16 protein-coding genes and 1 riboswitch are annotated in these 20220 nt (G+C 65.2%); of the genes, 6 read left to right on the plus strand and 10 right to left on the minus strand.

Features of this window, described 5'->3' with window-relative positions:
- Nucleotides 1-183: 183 nt before the first annotated feature.
- From Q0Q36_RS18675 to Q0Q36_RS18695, 5 genes are read right to left on the minus strand one after another with little or no spacing between them, the layout of a single operon-like run.
- Complete coding sequence (locus Q0Q36_RS18675; RefSeq protein ID WP_293800245.1) at nt 184-1281, minus strand: glycosyltransferase family 4 protein; 1098 nt, start codon at nt 1279-1281, stop codon at nt 184-186.
- On the minus strand, nt 1278-2435 hold the full coding sequence (locus Q0Q36_RS18680; protein WP_293800247.1) for a DegT/DnrJ/EryC1/StrS aminotransferase family protein: 1158 nt from the start codon (nt 2433-2435) through the stop codon (nt 1278-1280). Before Q0Q36_RS18680 ends, Q0Q36_RS18675 begins: the two co-directional genes overlap by 4 nt.
- Complete coding sequence (locus Q0Q36_RS18685; RefSeq protein WP_293800249.1) at nt 2435-3037, minus strand: acyltransferase; 603 nt, start codon at nt 3035-3037, stop codon at nt 2435-2437. Before Q0Q36_RS18685 ends, Q0Q36_RS18680 begins: the two co-directional genes overlap by 1 nt.
- 2 nt (nt 3038-3039) lie before the next feature.
- The gene (locus tag Q0Q36_RS18690; protein WP_293800251.1) at nt 3040-3978 is read right to left on the minus strand and encodes a Gfo/Idh/MocA family oxidoreductase; all 939 of its coding nucleotides are present in this window, start codon (nt 3976-3978) and stop codon (nt 3040-3042) included.
- Between the two features lie 35 nt (nt 3979-4013).
- Entirely contained in the window at nt 4014-5384 is a 1371-nt protein-coding gene (locus Q0Q36_RS18695) for a nucleotide sugar dehydrogenase (RefSeq protein ID WP_293800253.1), read from the minus strand.
- Between the two features lie 884 nt (nt 5385-6268).
- On the opposite strand from Q0Q36_RS18695, the gene Q0Q36_RS18700 reads away from it, so the two are divergent.
- Together Q0Q36_RS18700 and Q0Q36_RS18705 are read left to right on the plus strand one after the other, a co-directional pair.
- Nucleotides 6269-8308, plus strand: coding sequence for an NAD(+) synthase (locus Q0Q36_RS18700; protein ID WP_293800255.1), 2040 nt, complete (start codon nt 6269-6271; stop codon nt 8306-8308).
- A 46-nt stretch (nt 8309-8354) separates the two neighbouring features.
- Nucleotides 8355-8499, plus strand: a riboswitch (FMN riboswitch).
- A 77-nt stretch (nt 8500-8576) separates the two neighbouring features.
- Nucleotides 8577-9011, plus strand: a complete 435-nt coding sequence (locus Q0Q36_RS18705) for a 6,7-dimethyl-8-ribityllumazine synthase (protein WP_293800257.1) — start codon at nt 8577-8579, stop codon at nt 9009-9011.
- 132 nt (nt 9012-9143) lie between these two features.
- Here Q0Q36_RS18705 and Q0Q36_RS18710 read toward each other — a convergent pair whose 3' ends face one another.
- From Q0Q36_RS18710 to Q0Q36_RS18730, 5 genes are all read right to left on the minus strand, one after another.
- Nucleotides 9144-10226 (minus strand): putative sulfate exporter family transporter, encoded by a 1083-nt coding sequence (locus Q0Q36_RS18710; RefSeq protein WP_293800259.1) that lies wholly within the window; start codon nt 10224-10226, stop codon nt 9144-9146.
- Nucleotides 10227-10596: 370 nt separating this feature from the next.
- Nucleotides 10597-12447, minus strand: coding sequence for an ABC transporter ATP-binding protein (locus Q0Q36_RS18715; protein WP_293800261.1), 1851 nt, complete (start codon nt 12445-12447; stop codon nt 10597-10599).
- Nucleotides 12448-12465: 18 nt separating this feature from the next.
- On the minus strand, nt 12466-13407 hold the full coding sequence (locus Q0Q36_RS18720; protein ID WP_265057678.1) for an ABC transporter permease: 942 nt from the start codon (nt 13405-13407) through the stop codon (nt 12466-12468).
- The gene (locus Q0Q36_RS18725; protein ID WP_265057679.1) at nt 13373-14332 is read right to left on the minus strand and encodes an ABC transporter permease; all 960 of its coding nucleotides are present in this window, start codon (nt 14330-14332) and stop codon (nt 13373-13375) included. The genes Q0Q36_RS18720 and Q0Q36_RS18725 overlap by 35 nt, the downstream gene beginning before the upstream one ends.
- A gap of 145 nt (nt 14333-14477) precedes the next feature.
- A complete protein-coding gene (locus Q0Q36_RS18730) occupies nt 14478-16265 on the minus strand; it encodes a peptide ABC transporter substrate-binding protein (RefSeq protein WP_293800263.1) in 1788 nt (595 codons plus the stop codon).
- Nucleotides 16266-16728: 463 nt separating this feature from the next.
- On the opposite strand from Q0Q36_RS18730, the gene Q0Q36_RS18735 reads away from it, so the two are divergent.
- From Q0Q36_RS18735 to Q0Q36_RS18750, 4 genes are all read left to right on the plus strand, one after another.
- A complete protein-coding gene (locus Q0Q36_RS18735; RefSeq protein WP_293800265.1) occupies nt 16729-17529 on the plus strand; it encodes an SDR family oxidoreductase in 801 nt (266 codons plus the stop codon).
- A 53-nt stretch (nt 17530-17582) separates the two neighbouring features.
- A complete protein-coding gene (gene iolG, locus Q0Q36_RS18740) occupies nt 17583-18593 on the plus strand; it encodes an inositol 2-dehydrogenase (protein ID WP_293800267.1) in 1011 nt (336 codons plus the stop codon).
- Nucleotides 18593-19375, plus strand: a complete 783-nt coding sequence (locus tag Q0Q36_RS18745; RefSeq protein WP_293800269.1) for an inositol monophosphatase — start codon at nt 18593-18595, stop codon at nt 19373-19375. The genes iolG and Q0Q36_RS18745 overlap by 1 nt, the downstream gene beginning before the upstream one ends.
- A 187-nt stretch (nt 19376-19562) precedes the next feature.
- Nucleotides 19563-20220: ABC transporter substrate-binding protein (locus tag Q0Q36_RS18750; protein ID WP_293800271.1), on the plus strand; the 658-nt coding region annotated here is incomplete at its 3' end.

Raw genomic sequence — 20220 nt, forward strand, 5'->3', positions numbered from 1 at the left:
GGCGAGGGCAGTCATGTCGGCGCAGCCGTTCCCTCGGTCCACTGTTCTGACGTTCTTGAGCAAGATCGGTTGGCGCTATCACTTTCCGGGCGCAATGCAATCCTGATTTGCAGAATATGCGCCGAAGGTGGAGGATGTCTCAAGAAATCCACATCGAGCAGAGGCTCAAATCGCGCTCGTGATTTACTGTGAGATGACCGAGCGTAGCAAGCGATCGATCTCCTGACTGCGATGGTGCCAGCTCGCCTCGCGAGCGACATAGGCCGCGCCGTTGCGGCCCAGAATCCGGGCTTTTTCGGGGGCGTCGGCGAGGCTCTTCACGGCAGAAGCGATAGCTGGCGCAACCGCTGGCGGCACGATCAGACCGGCCTCGGCATCGCGGACGAGATCGGTCTGGAACGGAAGGTCGCTGGCGATGACGGGAACGCCGCATGCCATGGCCTCGAACAGCTTCAACGGTGCGACGCCCGATGACGAGCGACCGTCTTGGTTTTCGATGACGCACAGCGATGCCAGGGCGCCGCGCACGATTGCCGGAACGGCGTCGTAAGGCTGCCGGCCCAGCCAAAGCAGCTTTCGATCGGCGAGCGCCTGTTCGACCTTGCCGCGCTCGATGCCATCGCCGACGATCACCAGCCGCAGATCAGCTGGCCAGCCTGGCTCCTTCAGGGCGGCCAGCATGGTGCCGATGCCGTGCCAGGCGACGAGGCCGCCGACGAAGATCACATATCGGCCCTCGACCGGGCTGGGCGCCCCTTCCGGCTTGAACAGATCGGTGTTGGCGCCGTTTGAAACCAGAGTGACGCGGCGGTGCCCGGCAAAGGTCTCGACCCAGTCCACGAGCCCGGGCGTCACCGCGAGCAGATGTGCGGCGCGCCGATATTGCGTGCGGTAAAGCCAGGAGAAGAGCGGGGAGAGCGGCTTCAGCCAACGGTAGGTCACGCCGATATCGGCGGGCGTACCATTTATCTCGTGAACCACCGGAATGCTGTGCCAGCGTGCCCATAGCGTCAGCGGCAGCGCCATGAAGTGCGAGCGGATGAAAACGGCGTCGAACTCGGGCAAGCGTTTGCCAAGTTTGATCTGCGTACGGCCATAACCAAGGAGACGGCGCAGGAGCGAGGAGCGTGTGCTCGCACCACCGCTGCTCGTCGCAAACAGCTCGACCTGCCAGCCGCAATCCCGCAGGCCGGCAATGATCTCGTCGATATGGGTCTGCGATGCCTGGCCCGGCCGCGGCGTCTCCAGGGAGAGATAAGCCAGCCGCAGCGGCCGGCTCATGCGACCGCGGCAGCCGGTTCGGCCAAAGCCTCGAGCACCGCCGCGATGATATAATCCTGCGTCTCTTCGTCGAGATAGGGATGCATCGGCAGCGCGACGACCTCCTGCGCGACGCGCTCGGAGATCGGCAGGCCGTTTCCGGCGACGGGATAGTGCTTGTAGGCGGTCTGCTGGTGCAGGGGCTTCGGGTAATAGACCGTGGTCGGCACGCCCTTGGCCTTCAGCGCCGCCTGGAAAGCGTCGCGGCGGTCGGCGGCGACGCGGATCGTGTATTGGGCCCAGGTCGAGACGCAATCGGCCATGACATGCGGCGTGACCACGACATCCTTGAGCGCGGCGGTGTAGCGCTGCGCCACCACCTGCCGCTTCTCGATCTCCTCGGCATAGACCTTGAGCTTCTCGATCAGCACGGCCGCCTGGATGGTGTCGAGCCGGGAGTTCACGCCGACGCGGACATTGTCGTATTTGTACGAGCCCTTGCCGTGGAAGCGCAGCGACATCAGCAGCGCGGCATGCTCGTCATTGTCGGTCAGGATCGCGCCGCCATCGCCATAGCAGCCCAGCGGCTTGGCCGGGAAGAAGCTGGTGGTCGCGAAATCGCCGATCGCGCCGGCGACGCGGCCGTTGTAGCGCGCGCCATAGCCCTGCGCCGAATCCGAGATCAGGATGAGGCCGTTCTGCTTGCAGAAGGCTTCGATCGGCTCGTAATCGCAGGCCTGGCCGAAGAGATCGACGCTGATCAGGGCGCGGGGATTGAGCTTGTGCTGCTTCGCGGTTTCGAGCGCGGCGCCCAGGCTCTTCGGGTCGATATTGTAGGTCGCTTCGTCGATCTCGGCGAAGACCGGGGTCGCGCCCATCCAGGCCACGACCTCGGCGGTCGCCGCGAAGGTGAAGCTCGGGCAGATCACCGCATCGCCGGAGCCGATGCCGAGAGCTTCCAGCACGAGGATCAGTGCGTCCGTGCCGTTGGCAACGCCGATCGCGTGCTTGGCTCCGCAGAAGGCGGCGAGCTCGGTCTCGAACTGCTGGACCTGCTGGCCGAGGATGTAGTTGCCGTCATGGACGACCTTGAGGATCGCCTCGTCCATGGCCTTGCCGATGTGCTGGCGCTGGGCCTTGAGGTCGATGAACTCGATCACAGGACGTTCGCTCATCAGGCAATCTCCTCCAGAAGCTCCGGGCCGGTTTCCCGGTAGCGCGCTCCGGTCAGCGGGCAGGTCAGGTCGGGTCCGAGCTTTTCGCCGGCCTTGCTCATCCAGCCGATCCGGCGCGCCGGCACCCCGGCCATCAGAGCATAATCCGGCACGTCCTTGGTCACCACCGCGCCGGCGGCAATGAAGCAATACGCCCCGAGCGTATGTCCGCAGACGATGGTCGCATTGGCCCCGATGCTCGCGCCGCGCTTCACCAGCGTGCGGCGGAACTCGGCCTTGCGGTTCATGAAGGCGCGCGGGTTATTGACATTGGTGAAGACGCAGGATGGGCCGCAGAACACGTCCGCCTCCAGCTCGACGCCGTCATAGAGCGCGACATTGTTCTGGATCTTGCAGCCGTCGCCGATCGTGACCCGCGGTCCGGCCATGACATTCTGGCCGAGCACGCAGTCGCGGCCGACCGTGGTCTGGCCCAGCACATGCACGAAATGCCAGACCTTGCTGCCGGCGCCGAGCGTCGCGCCCTCGTCGACATAGGCGCTCTCATGGACGAGCGCGCCGGGAAAGCGCGGGTCTTCCCGCATCTGCGACGCGCCGGCCATGTTCAGCCCTTGATGTATTTCGCGGCAAAGGGGTGCTTTTCGCCGCTGGTGACCACAGGCAGCTGGCGGAACTGCGAGACGACTTCGATCGAGAAGCGCACGTCCTCCAGCCCGTAGCCTTTGCCGGCGAGGATCTCCTCGTAGCTGCGGGTGTGCAGATCGGTGAAACCGTCCGAGAACTCCACCTCTTCGCCATCGACGGTGATTGAGCGGAAAGTGGTCTTCTGACCCTTCACGCCATCGGGCAGATCGTCCGAGTCGACCGAGAGGAACCAGCGCACATCGGCCTTCTCGTAGGAGAGCAGGCCGCCGGCGCGCGCGCCCTCGCGCAGATTGGCGGTCTGCGATTGCAGCGGGCCGAAGACGAAGGCCAGCATGTCGAAGAAATGCACGCCGATATTGGTCGCGACACCGCCCGACTTCGAGTCGTCGCCCTTCCAGGAGGCGTGGTACCAGCGCCCACGCGAGGTGATGTAGGTCAGGTCGACGGAATGGCGCTGGTTGGAGGCCGCGACGCGGTCACGCAGCGCGATGATCGCCGGGTGCAGGCGCAGCTGCAGGATGGTGTTGACCTTGCGGCCGGAGTCGCGCTCGATCTCGATCAGCCCATCGATGTTCCAGGGGTTGAGGACGAGGGGCTTCTCGCAGATCACGTCGCTGCCGGCGCGCAGGCCGAAGCGGATATGGGCGTCGTGCAGGTAGTTAGGCGAGCAGATGCTGACGAAATCGATGTGCTCGCCACGGCGGTGCAGCTTGTCGACATGCCGGTCGAAGCGCTCGAACTCGGTGAAGAAATGGGCCTGCGGGAAATGGCTGTCGATGATCCCGACGGAATCGTTGGGATCGAAGGCGACCTTGAGGTCGCCGCTGACGGCCTTTATGGCCTTCATATGGCGCGGCGCGATATAGCCGGCGGCACCGATCAGCGCGAATGACGTCATGATGTGGTCTCTGGCGTTTCCTGGGGCGTCCCGGCTCAGGCCTTGACGATATTGTCGCCGGTCAGGCCGGCCTTGGCGCAGGCATTGCGCGTATCAACGACGAGGCGGGCGGCAGCGACGAGCGCCTTGTAGTCGACTGCGTCATGGTCCGTCGCGATCAGCACGGCGTCATAGCCCTTGATCGTCTCGGGTGAAAGCACGGCCGAGACGCGGCCGGTCAGGTTGGCATGCTCGCGGGTCGGCGGGATCACCGGCACATGCGGATCATGGTAGTCGGCCTTGGCGCCGCGCTCCTCGAGCAACTCGATCAGGCGCAGCGAGGGGCTCTCGCGCATGTCGTCGATGTTCTTCTTGTAGGCGATACCCATCACCAGGATCTTCGCCTTGCTCAGGCCACGGCCCTGCTGGCGGTCGAGCGCCTCGGCGACGCGGTCGATCACCCAATGCGGCATCGCCGTGTTGATCTGGCCGGCAAGCTCGATGAAGCGGGTGGTGACGTCGAACTCGCGCGCCTTCCAGGTCAGGTAGAACGGGTCGATCGGGATGCAGTGCCCGCCGAGGCCGGGACCCGGGTAGAACGGCATGAAGCCGAAGGGCTTGGTCTTGGCGGCGTCGATCACCTCCCAGACATCGATGCCCATCTTGCCGTAGATCACCTTGAGCTCGTTCACGAGCGCGATGTTGACGGCGCGGAAGATGTTCTCGGTCAGCTTGACCGCCTCGGCCGTGGCCGAGGAGGAGACGGGAACAGTCTTGACCACGAGGGCGCTGTAGACCGCGTTGGCGAGCTCCAGCGCATCCGCACCGTCGCCGCCGACGACCTTGGGGATGGTCGAGGTGCCGAAATCCGGATTGCCGGGGTCCTCGCGCTCGGGCGAGAAGGCGAGGTAGAAATCGACGCCGCTCTTCAGGCCGGTCTTCTCGAAGATCGGGCGCATGATCTCGTCGGTCGTGCCGGGCCAGGTCGTCGATTCCAGCACGACGAGATGGCCCTTGCGCAGGCGGGGCGCGATCGCACGTGCCGTCGCCTCGACATAGCTGAGATCGGGTTCGCGATGCTTGGTCAATGGCGTCGGCACGGCGATGATGATGGCATCGACGTCGCGGAGTTCGTCGAAATCGATCGTGGCCCGGAAGCGTCCTTCCTGGCGAGCCGCAGCGATGGCCTCGGTCGGGATATGCTTGATGAAGCTCTCGCCGCGATTGATCTGGTCCACGCGCTTGGCGTCGATGTCGAAGCCGACGACCCTGAAACCGGCTTTGCAGGCGGTCAGAGCCAGCGGAATGCCGACATAGCCGAGGCCGATGATGCCAATCCGGTAGTCCTTGGTGGTAATGCGCGCGAGTTGCTCGGTCAGCTTCTCCGTCCTGTCGGAAACAGGCGACGCAATCGGCGATGAGGACATGACCGGCTTTCTGAGTGAGATGGCGCCGTGGAGCGCGGCAAGCAGCGTTTGCCGGTGGCTTTGCCGCTGCCTTAGAAAGATGTCAACCAGCGACAACCATCCGATACGGCGAAGCGATGTAAACGTTGCTGAACGATCGGCCCAGTTTCAACAGCGCGCAGTTGCTCCCGTGGTATCCGAAGTTCAGCCCTTATCCGGTCGATTCGGGCTGAAACGTCGATTGCTTGATGGCAATGGCGATATGGTCGTGACTACCAGCGCGACCCACGGGCAGGCCGGAGAGGGCGGCAGCCACGACGGTTGCAGGTACTTTCCCAGACGCGCCCGTTCCCGTCGATGCAGCGGCTCGGGTTGCAGTCAAAGCCTTCTCCGCCATAACCACCACCCCACTGGCGCGGCGGGGGAGGCGGAGGAGCGCCATAACCTGGCACGCCGCCGTAGCCTCCCCCGCCATATCCTCCACCGCCCCCGATGCGGCCGACAGGTCCGCTGCTTGGTCGGCAGCCATAGCGATCGCACGTCGATTGCGTGTAGACGCCGGTCCGAGGATCGATGCAGCTTGCCGCCGTGCACTGGAGTTGGACCTGCGTGACGCCGGAATCGACCTGCATCGCGGTAATTGGCAAGGCGTTCGCTTGCGCCGCCCAGAATGCGAATACCGCAAGGGCGATGGCTCGCAGAAATGATCGCATGGTCGTGACTCCTTCAGCACCGAAGATACGCGTGCGATTCTGAACAGTTCCCTGCTGAAGATCGAGCATGCTTCATATATGCAGCCTTGTCCCGACGAAGCAGCTCTGCCGGTAGCCGGGTGGACAGCCTATGATGATGCCTACTTTGCTCGGCGGACGATCGCGGAGCGGGGTTCGCTGTGAGAGGACTGCATGAGTTTCCGCAACATCCACGCTCACGGTCTCGTTCGCATCGCTTGCGCTGCGCCGCGCTTGAAGGTGGCCGATCCGGCCTTCAACGTCGCCGAGACCATTGCCCTGCTGCGGCGGGCGGAAGAGGGCGGCGCTTCGCTCTGCCTGTTCCCGGAGCTCGGCATCAGCGCCTATGCGATCGACGACCTGCTGCAGCAGAACGCCCTGCTCGATGCGGTCAAGGAGGCCTTGGCGCGGCTCGTCGCGGAAAGCCGGAGTATGCGTTGCATCGCAGTGGTCGGCGCGCCCTTGCGGGTCGATGGGCGGCTGTTCAATTGCGCGATCGCGATCCATCGCGGCCGCATCCTCGCGGCCACGCCGAAAACCTATCTGCCGAACTACCGCGAATTCTATGAGCGCCGCCAGTTCGCTTCGGGCGAGCGGGCTGCCGCGCTCTATATCGAGCTCTGCGGCCAGGAGGTGCCTTTCGGCACCGACATTCTGCTGACGGCGACCGACATTCCCGATCTCACCGTCCATATGGAGATCTGCGAGGATGTCTGGACGCCGATTCCGCCCTCGTCCTATGCCGCGCTTGCCGGCGCGACACTGCTGCTCAATCTCTCGGCCTCGAACGTCACCATCGGCAAGTCCGATTGGCGTCACGCCCTTTGCAAGGCCCATTCCGGCCGCTGCATCGCGGCTTACGCCTACTCTGCCGCGAGCACGGGTGAATCGACCACCGATCTCGCCTGGGACGGGCAGGCGATGATCTACGAGAACGGCGCGCTCCTGGCCGAGGCTGAGCGTTTCGCCGCAGAGCCGCAGCTCATCCTCGCCGATATCGATCTCGAACGGCTGGCGATGGACCGCATCCGCCAGAACACCTTCGGCGACAGTGCCGATCTCAACCGTGACCGGCTCGGCTTCCGCCGCATCGAGTTCGCGCTGGAGCCTGATCGCGACAGTGATCTCGGCCTTGCCCGCGAGGTCGATCGCTTCCCCTTCGTGCCCAACGACGACGCAAGGCTGAACGAACTGTGCTTCGAGGCCTACAACATCCAGTCGCATGGCCTGCGCAAGCGGCTGGAGAGCACGCGGTTGGAAAAGGTGGTGATCGGCGTCTCCGGCGGCCTCGATTCGACGCAGGCCCTGATCGTCGCGGCCCATACCTTCGATGCGCTCGGCCTGCCCCGCGAAAACATCCTCGCCTATACCCTGCCGGCCTTCGCCACCAGCAAGGACACCAAGGACAATGCCTGGCGCCTGATGCGGGCGCTCGGTGTCAGCGCCGAGGAGATCGACATGACGCCGGCCTGCCGGCAGATGCTGGTCGATATCGGGCATCCTTTCGCCGCGGGCGAGCCCGTCTACGATATTACATTCGAGAACGTGCAGGCCGGTGCGCGCACCTCCGTGCTCTTCCGTCTCGCCAACCGACATAATGCGCTGGTGATGGGCACGGGCGATCTGTCGGAGCTGGCGCTTGGCTGGTGCACCTATGGCGTCGGCGATCACATGTCGCACTACAACGTCAACGGCTCGGTGCCGAAGACGCTGATCCAGCATCTGATCCGCTGGGTCGCCCAGTCCGGCCGCTTCGGGGCGGAGGCGTCGGACGTCATGCTCGACATCCTCGCGACCGAAATCTCGCCGGAGCTGGTGCCGGGCGACGGCGACAAGCCCGCGCAGAAGACCGAGGATTTCGTCGGCCCCTATGCGCTGCAGGATTTCAACCTGTTCTACACGACGCGCTACGGCTTTAGGCCCAGCAAGATCGCCTTTCTCTCCGAGCATGCCTGGCGCGATGCCGGGGCAGGGGACTGGCCGCCGAACATGGAGGCGGCCAAGCGCGTCGCCTATGACCTGCCGGTGATCAAGCGCTGGCTCGGCGTCTTCATCCGCCGCTTCTTCGAGACCAGCCAGTTCAAGCGCTCGGCCGTGCCGAACGGTCCGAAGGTGTCGTCCGGCGGCTCGCTCTCGCCGCGCGGCGACTGGCGCGCGCCGAGCGACGCGTCGGCCGCACCCTGGCTCAAGGATTGGGAGCGCATCCCGGACTAAATGCCGGGAGGCTCTTGTCGCCTTCTCCGCGAACGTATTACCGTAACCGCGTTCTCAGGGCGGGGCGAAATTCCCCACCGGCGGTATGCGGCCTCGGCCGTGAGCCCGCGAGCGCCCTCCTTCGGGAGGGGTCAGCAGATCAGGTGCGAGGCCTGAGCCGACGGTCACAGTCCGGATGAAAGAGAACGTGTCCGCCGTCCGCGCCTTCCGGCGCGGCGCTGGCTCGTGATCGCCTTGGGTGACGTGTCTGTCGCGAAAGGAGATCACCATGACACTCGCCCGTTACGCCTTCATCAAAGCCGCCTGGCACGCCGATATCGTCGATCAGGCGCTCAAGGGCTTTTGTGAGGTTATTCCCGCCGATCAGGTCGATGTCTTCGACGTGCCTGGCGCCTTCGAGATGCCGCTGCTGGCCCGCGACCTCGCAAACACGGGTCGCTATGCGGCCGTCGCCGCAGCGGCGCTGGTTGTCGATGGTGGCATCTACCGCCACGAATTCGTCGCGCAGGCCGTGGTCGATGGCCTGATGCGCGCTGGCCTGGACTCGGGCGTGCCGGTCCTGTCGGTCTCGCTGACCCCGCATCATTATCGCGACGGCGCGCATCACGGCGACATCTACCGGGCGCATTTCGTCACCAAGGGTCGCGAGGCCGCGGAGGCGGCGTTGATGATCTTGCGCACCCGCGCGCGCCTCGCCGCCTGATCCGGTCGAAAGGCGACAGCTGCCCGGCGAAAGGCTCGCCACTCAGCCGGAGCATGGTCAAGCCCACGAGAAAGCCCGCGGCTTGCGCCGCGGGTTGATCCTGTCGAATGTCCGCGGTGCAGCCGCTCGCGCTCAGGCAATGCCGAGCAGGCGGATGAGCCCGAGGCTGATGGCCGTCAGCGCGATCAGGGACAGGGTGACCGCCGCGGTGACCCGCCCGCCGGCACGGGCGACGACACGGACGTCCACGCCCAGGCCCAGGGCCGCCATCGAGATGATGGTGAAAATGCCAGCGGTCTTGGCGATCGGGGCAAGCATGACCTCCGGGATCAGGCCATGGCTGCGCAAGGCCGCCATGCCGAGGAAGGCGATGATGAACCAGGGCACGAGCTTGTTGACGGCCAGCCGCCGCGAAGCCGGCCGAGCGCCGCTTGCCTCGGTGTCTTCCCGCAAACGATGCCCCAGCACGGAGAGCGCAAGCACGACGGGTCCCAGCATGAGGACACGGACGAGCTTCACCAGGGTCCCGATCTGGACGCTCGCCGCCGCAACCGGCGCGGTCGCGGCCAGGACCTGCGGAACGGCATAGACCGTGAGGCCGGCGAGAACGCCATACTGGGTCTCGGTCAGGCTCAGGATCGGAACCAGAAGCGGCAGCCCGAGCACGACCAGGACGCCGAGCACCGCGGTGAAGGCGATGGAGGCCGCGACATCCTTGCCGTCGGCGCCGATCACCGGCGCGACGGCGGCGATGGCGGAATTGCCGCAGATCGAATTGCCGCAGGCGACCAGAACGGCCATGCGCTTCGGCAGCCCGAGCGCCCGGCCGAGCAGGAAGCTGGAGACGAGCGCCATCGCGACCACGACCGCGATCCCGGCGAGCAGGGCAGGCCCGGCGGCGATGATCATCGCCACGTTCAGGGAGGCGCCGAGCAGCACGATGGCGATTTCCAGAACCATCTTCGCCGAGAAGGCGATGCCCGGGCGCCAACGATCGGAGGGCGTCCAGACGGTACGGATGGCCGTGCCGATCAGGATCGCCAGCACCAGGGCCTCCAGCCAGGCGCGGCCTGTGGCGAGGGCTTCGAGATGCTCCAGCCCGAAGGCGACGGTGCTGATGCAAGCGCAGAGCGCGAAGCCGGGCAGGATGCGTCCCGCGCTCCGCAGAAGAGAGCTGGACGGTGCGGGCAAGGGAGCGGGGGAGTGGATGGACATAGGAGAACCTTCTTCTCCTCCGACCTAGTCGGAGAAGGATTATGCTGTCCATCGCATTATGCTGATTGCTCTGTTCGAGTGGGTCGAACGGTCGTGCAGAAAAGCCTTACACAACGAGGCCTTTGAGCAGTCTCCGTGTGGTAGCCTCGGAGAGCGACATGCGCGATATCTGGCAACGCCCCTTGCAGGCCATGTTTCACGCTGCAAGGGAAGTGGACTGAGTATTTCTGCAGTCTAACTCTGTAAGCATTTGATTCTAAATAATTTTTACAAAAAAGCGCGGGCCAACCTTTCGGGTCTGCACGTTAGCCCGCACAACAAAAAGCCCGCGGCGTGAGCCGCGGGCTGATCGTTTCGGGCTTTGGAAGGCTCAGGCCGCGATCGCGGCCGGGTCCTTCTTCTCCCATTCCTCGCCCCAGATCATCACGGCATGGCCCGGCGAGACCTCGCGGTACTGGCGCACCGGCGGGACGTAGTCGGCGGGACGGACCGGGCTCTTGATCTCGTCGTTCGAGACCGGGCGCTTCTGCAGGCGTCGGGCCGGATCGGCGATCGGCACCGCCGCGAGCAGGCGCTTGGTGTAGGGATGCTGCGGGTTCTGGAAGATCGCCTCGCGCGGGCCGATCTCGACGATCTCGCCGAGATACATCACCGCGACGCGATGGCTGACGCGCTCCACCACCGCCATGTCGTGCGAGATGAAGAGATAGCCCAGCCCCATGCGGGCCTGCAGGTCGAGCATCAGGTTGACCACCTGCGCCTTCACCGAGACGTCAAGCGCGGAGACCGCCTCGTCCGCCACGATCAGGCGCGGCTCGACCGCGAGCGCACGCGCGATGCAGATGCGCTGGCGCTGGCCGCCCGAGAACTCGTGCGGGAAGCGGTTGGCCATGTCCGGCTGCAGGCCGACGCGCTTGAGCAGGTCGGCGACCTTGTCGCGCGCTTCCGAACGGCTGGCGAGGTTGTTGATCAGCAGCGGCTCGGCGACCGCCGTGCCCACGTTCATCCGCGGGTTCAGCGAGGCGAACGGGTCCTGGAAGATCATCTGCATGCGCTTGCGCTGCTCGCGCAGGTCATGCTGGCTGAGCTTGAGCACGTCGACGCCGTCGAGCAGCACCGAGCCCGCGAGCGGCTCGATCAGGCGCATCACCGAGCGGCCGGTCGTCGACTTGCCGCAGCCGGATTCGCCGACCAGCGCCAGCGTCTCGCCGGCCATCAGGCTGAAGGAGACGTTCTCGACCGCATGCACCCGGCCCTTGACCGAGGAGAGCAGGCCGCCGCGGATCTCGAAGCGCGTGGTCAGGCCGGCGACTTCGAGCACCGGGCGTTCGGCCGCCTTGACGGTATCGGGAACCTCGACCGGCACGTCGGACTCGCCGGTATTGCGGTCGACGACCGGGAAGCGCATCGGGCGCTCCTTGCCGATCATCGAGCCGAGCCGCGGCACGGCCGAGATCAGCGCCTTGGTGTAGGGCTTCTTCGGGTTGCGGAAGATGTCTTCGGTCGCGCCGGTCTCGACCTCATCGCCATTGTACATGACGACCGTGCGGTCGGCGATCTCGGCGACGACGCCCATGTCGTGGGTGATGAAGAGGACGGACATGCCTTCCTCCTCCTGCAGCGTCTTGATCAGCTCCAGCGTCTGCGCCTGGATGGTCACGTCGAGCGCGGTGGTCGGCTCGTCGGCGATCAGCAGCTTCGGCTTGCAGGCCAGCGCCATCGCGATCATCACGCGCTGGCGCATGCCGCCCGAGAAGCGGTGCGGATATTCGTGAAAGCGCGACTTCGCCGCGGGAATCCGGACCTTCTCCAGCAGGCGGATCGTCTCGGCCTCGGCTTCCGAGCGCGACAGGCCGCGATGCAGGATCAGGGCTTCCGCGATCTGGAAGCCGATGGTCAGCACGGGGTTCAGCGAGGTCATCGGCTCCTGGAAGATCATCGCGATCTCGTTGCCGCGGATATGGCGCATATCCGCATCCGGCAGGGTCAGGAGTTCCTTGCCGTTGAGCTTGATCGAACCCTCGATCTTGCTCGACTGCGGCGGGGTCAGGCGCATGATCGACAGCGCGGTCACGCTCTTGCCGGAGCCGGACTCGCCGACGACGGCCAGCGTTTCCTTCGGCTTGATGTCGAAGGAGATGTTGCGGACGACCGACTTCCACTTGCCCTCGACCCGGAAGGAGGTCGTGAGGTTCGAAACGGTCAGGATCGGTGAGGTCATGTCTAGCCCTTCCCTGGATTAGATGACGCGACGCGGGTCGAGCGCATCGCGCAGGCCGTCGCCGATGAAGTTGATCGAGAGCACGGTAAGGAAGATCGCGGCGCCTGGGAACAGCGCCCAGTGCGGGGCGGTGTCGAGCTGGTCCTTGGCGTCGAACAGCAGACGTCCCCAGGTCGGGATGTCCGGCGGGAAGCCGAGACCGAGGAAGGAGAGGGTCGATTCGGCGATGATCGCCGAGGACACCTCGATCGTCGCGGCGACGATGACCGGGCCGAGCGCGTTGGGCAGGATGTGGTTGAACATCTGGCGCGCCTTGGTCGCGCCATGGGCGCGGGCCGCCTCGACGAATTCCTTCTCGCGCAGCGAGAGGAACTGCGCGCGCACCAGACGGGCCACCGGCATCCAGCGCAGGCCGCCGATGACGACGACGATCAGCACGAAGACGCCGCCCTCGACGCCGAACACCGCCTTGAGCTGCTCGCGGAAGAGATAGATCACCAGGAGCAGCAGGGGCAGCTGCGGCAGCGACAGGAACAGGTCCGTCACCCACATCAGCACGGGGTCGGCATATTTGCGCGACATGCCGGCGAGCGCGCCGATGATGACGCCGACCGTGGTCGCGACGATCATCGCCGCGAGGCCGACGGCGAGCGAGATGCGCCCGCCATACATCATGCGCGCCAGGATATCCTGGCCGAGATCGTCGGTTCCGAACGGGTGCGCCCAGGACGGGCCTTGAAGCTGCGCCGAGAAGTCGATGTCGTTGATCGCCACCGGCCAGAGCCAGGGGCCGACGATGACGCCCAGCACCAGCAGGCCGAGCACGACCGTGCTTGCCATGGCGAGCTTGTGACGGCGGAAGCGCCGCCAGGTTTCACGCGCCGGCGAGACCGATACGGCGGCCGCGGCGGCGCCTCCGGCCGGATTAGCCGAAGGAGATGCGAGGGTCGAGCCAGCCATAAAGAAGGTCCGCGATGAGATTGAACATAACGACCAGGCAGGAGAAGACGAAAGTCACTGCCATGATCACCGGGGTGTCGTTAGCGAGGATCGCGTCGATCAGAAGCGATCCGATGCCCGGAATACGGAAGATTTGCTCGGTCACGATGGCGCCGCCGAACACGGCCGGCATCTGCAGCGCGACCAGCGTCACGACCGGGATCAGCGCGTTGCGCGTGATGTGCCGGAGCGTGACCTTGCGCTCGCTGAGGCCCTTGGCGCGCGCCGTGGTGACGTAATCGAGCCGGATGACGTCGAGCACGGCCGAGCGGACATAGCGCGTATAGGATGCCGCCTGGAACAGGCCGAGCACCATGATGGGCATGATCGCCTGGCGGAACATCTCCCAGTACCAGCGCCAGCCCGTCGCCGCGACGTCGGAGCGGTAGACGAAGGGGAACCAGTCGAGCGTGACTGAGAAAAGCAGGATGAACAGCAGGCCGGTGAAGAAGGTCGGCAGCGAGAAGCCGACGAAGGCGAGCGTGTTGGCGATCTGGTCGAAGACCGAATAGGGCCGCGTCGCCGCATAGATGCCGACCGGCAGCGCGATGCACAGCGCCAGGATCTGCGAGGAGCCGACGACGAAGAGCGTGGTCGGGACGCGCTGCAGGATGAGCTGGTCGACATTGATGCGGCTGGCGAAGGAGAAGCCCCAGTCGCCATGCGCCATGTTCGACAGCCAGCGCAGATAACGCACGAAGATCGGGTCGTTCAGGCCGAAGCTGGCGCGGATGGCCTCGCGCACCTCGGGAGGCACGTTCGGATTGGTCGCCATTTCCGAGAAGGGGTCGCCCGGCGCCAGCGCCAGGATCGTGAACAGGATCACGCTGATCCCGAGCAGGCTGGGGATGGCTATCAGCAACCGCCTCAACAGATATGTCGCCATGAAGTCGTCCTGTGCGCGGCCAGGCCGCGGTCAATGCGAAGAAGAAACTGCCGGCCTGCATGGTCGGGTGAGCGACAGCGGTGCAGGCCGGCAGGTCATCGTGCTGCCGCGCGCCGGGGCGCTCGGCAGGAGCGGTCCTTAATGATCAGGTGCGATACCAGCTGGCAAGGTTCCAGGTGTCGCAATCCCAGCCGGAAGTCTGCGGCTTGAGGTTGTTCGCCGCCGCCACGACGCGTGGGCGCGACAGGATCGGCAGCAGGATATTGGCCTCGCAGAAGATCTCGTTGACCTTGATCAGCAGCGCGGCGCGCTTCGCCGGATCGAGCTCCGTCTTGGCCGCGTTATAGGCCTTGTCGGCCTCGGGATCCGAGTAGCGGGAGACGTTGCGGCCCAGCCACTTGTTCTCCTTGTTGCAGATCTCCCAGGACACGCACTGGTTCAGGAACAGCCCGGTATCCGGCTGCGTCTGCGTCGTCGTATACATCTCGATGTCGCAGTACAGCTTGGTGTAGGTGTCGGGATTGGCGACGTCCGACGAGAAGAACACCGAAGCGGTGACCGACTTCAGCTCCAGATCGATGCCGGCGCGCTGGCAGGCCTGCTTGATGATGGCCTGGGTCTTCTGACGCGGCGCGTTGATCGAGGTCTGGTAGACGTATTTGAGCTTCTTGCCGTCCTTTTCGCGGATGCCGTCGGAGCCCTTCTTCCAGCCGGCGTCGTCGAGGATCTTGTTGGCCTTGTCGACGTTGAACTCGTACTTGAGCTTCTCCGACTTGAAGCGCTTCGGCTCGTTGGTAAAGCTCGCGGTTGCGGTGCCGCCGCGGCCGTAGATGAACTTCTGGATCGATTCGCGGTCGATCAGCAGGTTGATCGCCTGGCGCACGGCCGGGTCCGTCAGGGTCGGGTGCTTGGTCTTGACGCTGGAGCGCTCGCCATCGACCTCGGTCCACGGATCCGTCGTGTTCAGGATGATGAACTCGATATCGCCCGCCGGCGCGGTGAGGACGCGGCCGCGGCCGCCGGCTTCCATGCGCTTGAGGACCTCGTCCTCGACCTGGAGATTCCAGGCGTAGTCGTATTCGCCGGTCTGGAGCACTGCGCGGGCCGCGGAGACCGCATCGCCGCCGCCCTTGGCTTCGACCGTGTCGAATGCCGGCTTGTTCTTGACGTGGTAGTTCTCGTTACGCGTGCCGGTCAGGATGTCGCCCGGCTTGAAATCGGCGAACTTGTAGGGACCGGTGCCGACGGGCTTCAGGTTGGCCGGGGCTTCGCGCGACTTGGCGCCCTTGTACTCGCCGAAATGATGTTTCGGGATGATCATGCCGGCGACGCCGACGAAGGCGTCGGCCCAGAACGGCGTCGGCTCCTTGAAGATCACCTTGATGGTGTGATCGTCGACCTTCTCGACCTTGATGTCCTTGTAGGAGCCGGTCGTATAGGCGGCGGTTGCCGGGTCGGCGGCATATTCCCAGGTGAAGACGGCGTCGTCGGCCGTCAGCGGCTTGCCGTCATGCCACTTCACGTCCTTCTTCAGCTTCCAGGTGACGGACTTGCCGTCAGCGGCCAGGCCACCGTTCTCCTTGCTGGGGATCTCGGCCGCGAGCTGCGGGATCAGGTTGCCGTCCTCGTCCCAGCCGGCGAGCGGTTCGTAGAAGATGCGGGACGCGATCTGGTCCTTGGTGCCCGAGGCGAAATGCGGGTTGAGCAGGGTTGGGGCCTGCCAGAGCAGGATCTTCAGGGCGCCGGCGCCGCCGGCCTTGGTCGGCTTGTAGTCGTCGGCCGGCTGGGCCATCGCGACGTCGTTCCAGACCAGAATCTGGCTGGCGAGCGGTGCGCTGATGCCCACCGCCATCATCTTTTGCATGAAGGAGCGCCGCGACAGCGCACCATCCTTCACATCCGCGACCAAGCCGCGGATTTCCTGCTCTTTCATCGAAGCCTCCACCGATAAGACAAAATTCATCCCCGGCGCCTTCGCGCCGTGTTCTCGTTGATGCCTCAGCAAGGCATGTGCCAACGAAAGCGTCAACTGTGCAGCGCGGGACAGATGCGCGCCTGCCGGGTTCCAGAACACCGGTCATTGCATGAATGTGCCGCATTTTACTCAGCGGTTGCAACATTATGCTGGTCGAGCGGAGAAGACGACAGTTTTCTTTCCGTTGAGAATGTTGCGCAGCTCCAAAAAATGGAGGCCCGGCCCGGCCGCTCCCCCGCGCGAGGCGGTGGTTTCGCAATGATCCGTTGAGGCGGATTCTGTCATGCACGCGTGGCGGGCATTGGGTTTGACAGGCCGATGATCGCCTCGGCTTGACTCGGTCATGCCGAGAATGGAATATTTATTCCAACTAGCGGGAGGTCTAAAAAATTCCTGCCGTTTCGCGTCGGGAGGCGGGTCGTTGTCGCAAGCTGGTTCGTTCGGCCGTGATCTTCACGGCAGGGTTGCCATCGTTACCGGGGGCAGCCAGGGGCTGGGCGAGGCGATCGCTCGCGAATTTGCCTCACGTGGTGCGCGCGGGCTCCTGCTCACCGGGCGCAATGCGGCGCGGGGCGAGGCCGTTGCGGAAAGCCTGCGCGCTGCGGGCTGCGATGCGCGCTTCCATCAGGTCGATCTTGCCGATCTCGATGCGGTCCGGCAGGTCGTGCCGGCGGCCGAGCAGGCCTTCGGCCATCTCGACATTCTCGTGAATGCCGCCGGTGATACCGATCGCGGCACGATCTTCGACACGTCGCCCGCGCTCTACGAGCGCATCATGGCGGTGAATCTGCGTGCGCCCTTCTTCCTGATTCAGGGCACGGCCGATCTGATGCGTCGGCAGGACGTGCCCGGCGCCGTCGTCAATATCCAGTCGATGTCGGCCCATGGCGGCCAGCCTTTCCTCTCGGCCTACAGCGTCTCGAAGGCGGCCCTGGCCGCGCTGACGAAGAATGCGGCCTATGGGCTCCTGAAGCACCGCATCCGCGTCAACGGCCTCAATATCGGCTGGATGGCGACGCCGGGCGAGGATGCGATCATGAAGCTGCGCCACGACGCCAAGGATGGCTGGCTGGAGGAGGCCAATGCCTCGCAGCCCTTCGGCCGCCTCATCGATCCGCGCGAGGTTGCCAAGGCGGTCGCCTATCTCGCTTCCGCGGAGTCGGGGCTGATGACCGGCTCGAATATCGATTTCGACCAGACCATTCTGGGCGCACACGACTAGCCGGCGGATCAGAGCCGCATCGGCCCCCTTCTAATAGAGACGCGACGACGGGAATGACGAAGACCATGAAGATCGGATTGCTGGGCGCCGGCCGCATCGGGCGCATCCATGGGCTGAACGTCGCCGCGCGCGGCGATGCCGAGCTTGTCGCGGTCACCGACGCGATGCCGGAGGCCGCCGCCTCGCTGGCCGCTGCTGCCGGCGCGAAGGCGACGACGACGGAGGCGATCCTGGCAGATGCCGCGATCGACGCCGTGCTGATCTGCACGCCGACCGACACCCATGCCGACCTCATCGAACAGGCGGTTTCCGCTGGCAAGGCGGTGTTCTGCGAGAAGCCGGTCGATCTCGATACGGCTCGCATCCGCCGCTGCCTCGCGACGGTGGAAAAATCCGGCAAGCCGCTGATGATCGGCTTCAACCGCCGCTTCGACCCGAATTTCGCCGCGCTGGAGAAGCGTCTGCGTGCGGGTGAGGCCGGCGCGATCGAGATCGTCACCGTGATCTCGCGCGATCCCGCGCCGCCGCCGGTCGATTACGTCAAGCGCTCGGGCGGGCTCTTCCGCGACATGATGATCCATGATTTCGACATGGCCCGCTTCCTCCTGGCCGAGGAGCCGATCGAGGTCTTCGCGCTCGGCTCGGCCCTCGTCGACAAGGCGATCGGCGAGGCCGGCGACGTCGACACCGCCGCCGTGATCATGAAGACGGCTTCCGGCCGCATCGCCCAGATCTCCAATTCGCGCCGCGCCACCTATGGCTACGACCAGCGCATCGAGGTCCACGGCTCCAAGGGCATGCTGCGTGCCGGCAATATCCACGAGACCACGGTCGAGATCGCGACGGGGCAGGGCTTCCGGGCCGATCCCGTGCAGAACTTCTTTCTGGAGCGCTATGCCGCGGCCTACCGGGCCGAGCTCGATGCCTTCATCGCCGCCTGCCACGGCAAGGCTGCAGCCTCGCCGACCGGTCTCGACGGCCTGAAGGCGCAGATTCTGGCCGATGCCGCGACCGAATCCGCGCAGACCGGCAAGCCGGTTCGTGTCGACCTGGGAGCGAAGTGATGAGCCCGGCCGAACGCGATCTGCGCTATTACGCGGCGCTCGGGCTCGCCAGCGAGGCGAGCCATCTGGCGCTGGGCTATTTCACCAGGCGCGAGTCGCTCGGCATCACCATGAAGGGCGTGCAGGACTGGCTGACCGTCGCCGACGGCAAGGTCGAGGATTTCCTCCGCCGCCGGCTCTCGGAGCTCTTCCCGAATGACACCGTCATCGGCGAGGAGGGCGGCGGCCAGGCGTCCGATGCCGTCTGGATCCTCGATCCGATCGACGGCACCGCGAATTTCGCCCATGGCGACCGCAACTGGTGCATTTCCATCGGCTTCCTGGTGAACCGCAAGCCGGAGATCGGCGTCGTCGCCGCGCCGGCCCTGGGGGAGGTCTATGCCGCCCGCCGCGGCGCCGGCGCGACCCTGAACGGCGACCCGATCAAGGTCTCCGGCGCGACCGATATCGCCCGTGCCTCGGTCGAGCTCGGCTGGTCGACCCGCATCCCCGCGCAGAACTATCTCAAGGTGATCGAGCGCGGCTATGCGGCGGGCGCAGCGATGAAGCGCGGCGGCTCGGGCACGCTCGGCCTCTGCCATGTCGCCAATGGCTCGAGCGACGCCTATGGCGAGCTTCATATCAATGCCTGGGACGTCGCCGCCGGCATCGCCATCGCCGGCGAGGCGGGCGCCCATATCAACGATTTCTTCGCCGGCGAGGGGATCGCCAAGGGCAATCCGATCCTGTGCTGCACGCCGGGGCTGGCCAAGCCGCTGCAGGAGATCACCGGGATTCTTTAGCCAGCACGATATTCCATTGATCTTTCGCAAAAATTCATCTCAGCTTCGTCTCAAGCGACAAGAAACGAAAGATCCGAACAGGGAGGTTCACATGCACACGAAATCCTGGCTCAAGGCGGGGCTCTTCGCCGCGCTTGCCACGGCGGCCTTCGCCGCCACGCCGGCCCGCGCTCAGGGCTCGCTCGTCATGTATTGCGGCGTCCAGGAGGAATGGTGCCGCGCGATGTCGAACGCCTTCGAGAAGGAGACCGGCATCAAGGTTGCGATGACCCGCAAGTCGGCGGGCGAGATCTATGCTCAGCTCAAGGCCGAATCTTCCAATCCGCGCGGCGATATCTGGTGGGGTGGCACGGGCGACCCGCATCTCCAGGCGGCCGAAGAGGGGCTGACCCAGGAATATGAATCGCCCAAGAACAAGGAGCTGCACAGCTGGGCGATCGACCAGTGGAAGGCGGCCAAGCAGCGCTCGGTCGGCATCTATGCCGGCGCGCTCGGTTTCGGCTTCAACACCGAGCAGATCAAGGCCAAGGGCATCCCGGAGCCGAAATGCTGGGCCGACCTGCTCAACCCCAAGCTGAAGGACGACGTCCAGGTCGCCGACCCCAACTCGTCGGGCACCGCCTACAATCTGCTCGCCACCGTCGTGCAGCTGATGGGCGAGGAGAAGGGCTTCGATTATCTCAAGGCCCTGCACAAGAACATCAGCCAGTACACCAAGTCCGGCGCCGCCCCGGCCAAGGCCGCGAGCCTCGGCGAGACCGCTGTCGGCATCGTCTTCATTCATGACGCGGTGGTCTTCGCCGTGCAGGGCGACCCGATCAAGCCGGTCGCGCCTTGCGAGGGCA

Origin of the sequence: uncultured Allobosea sp. (assembly GCF_945957345.1) — a bacterium.
GTDB lineage: Bacteria > Pseudomonadota > Alphaproteobacteria > Rhizobiales > Beijerinckiaceae > Allobosea.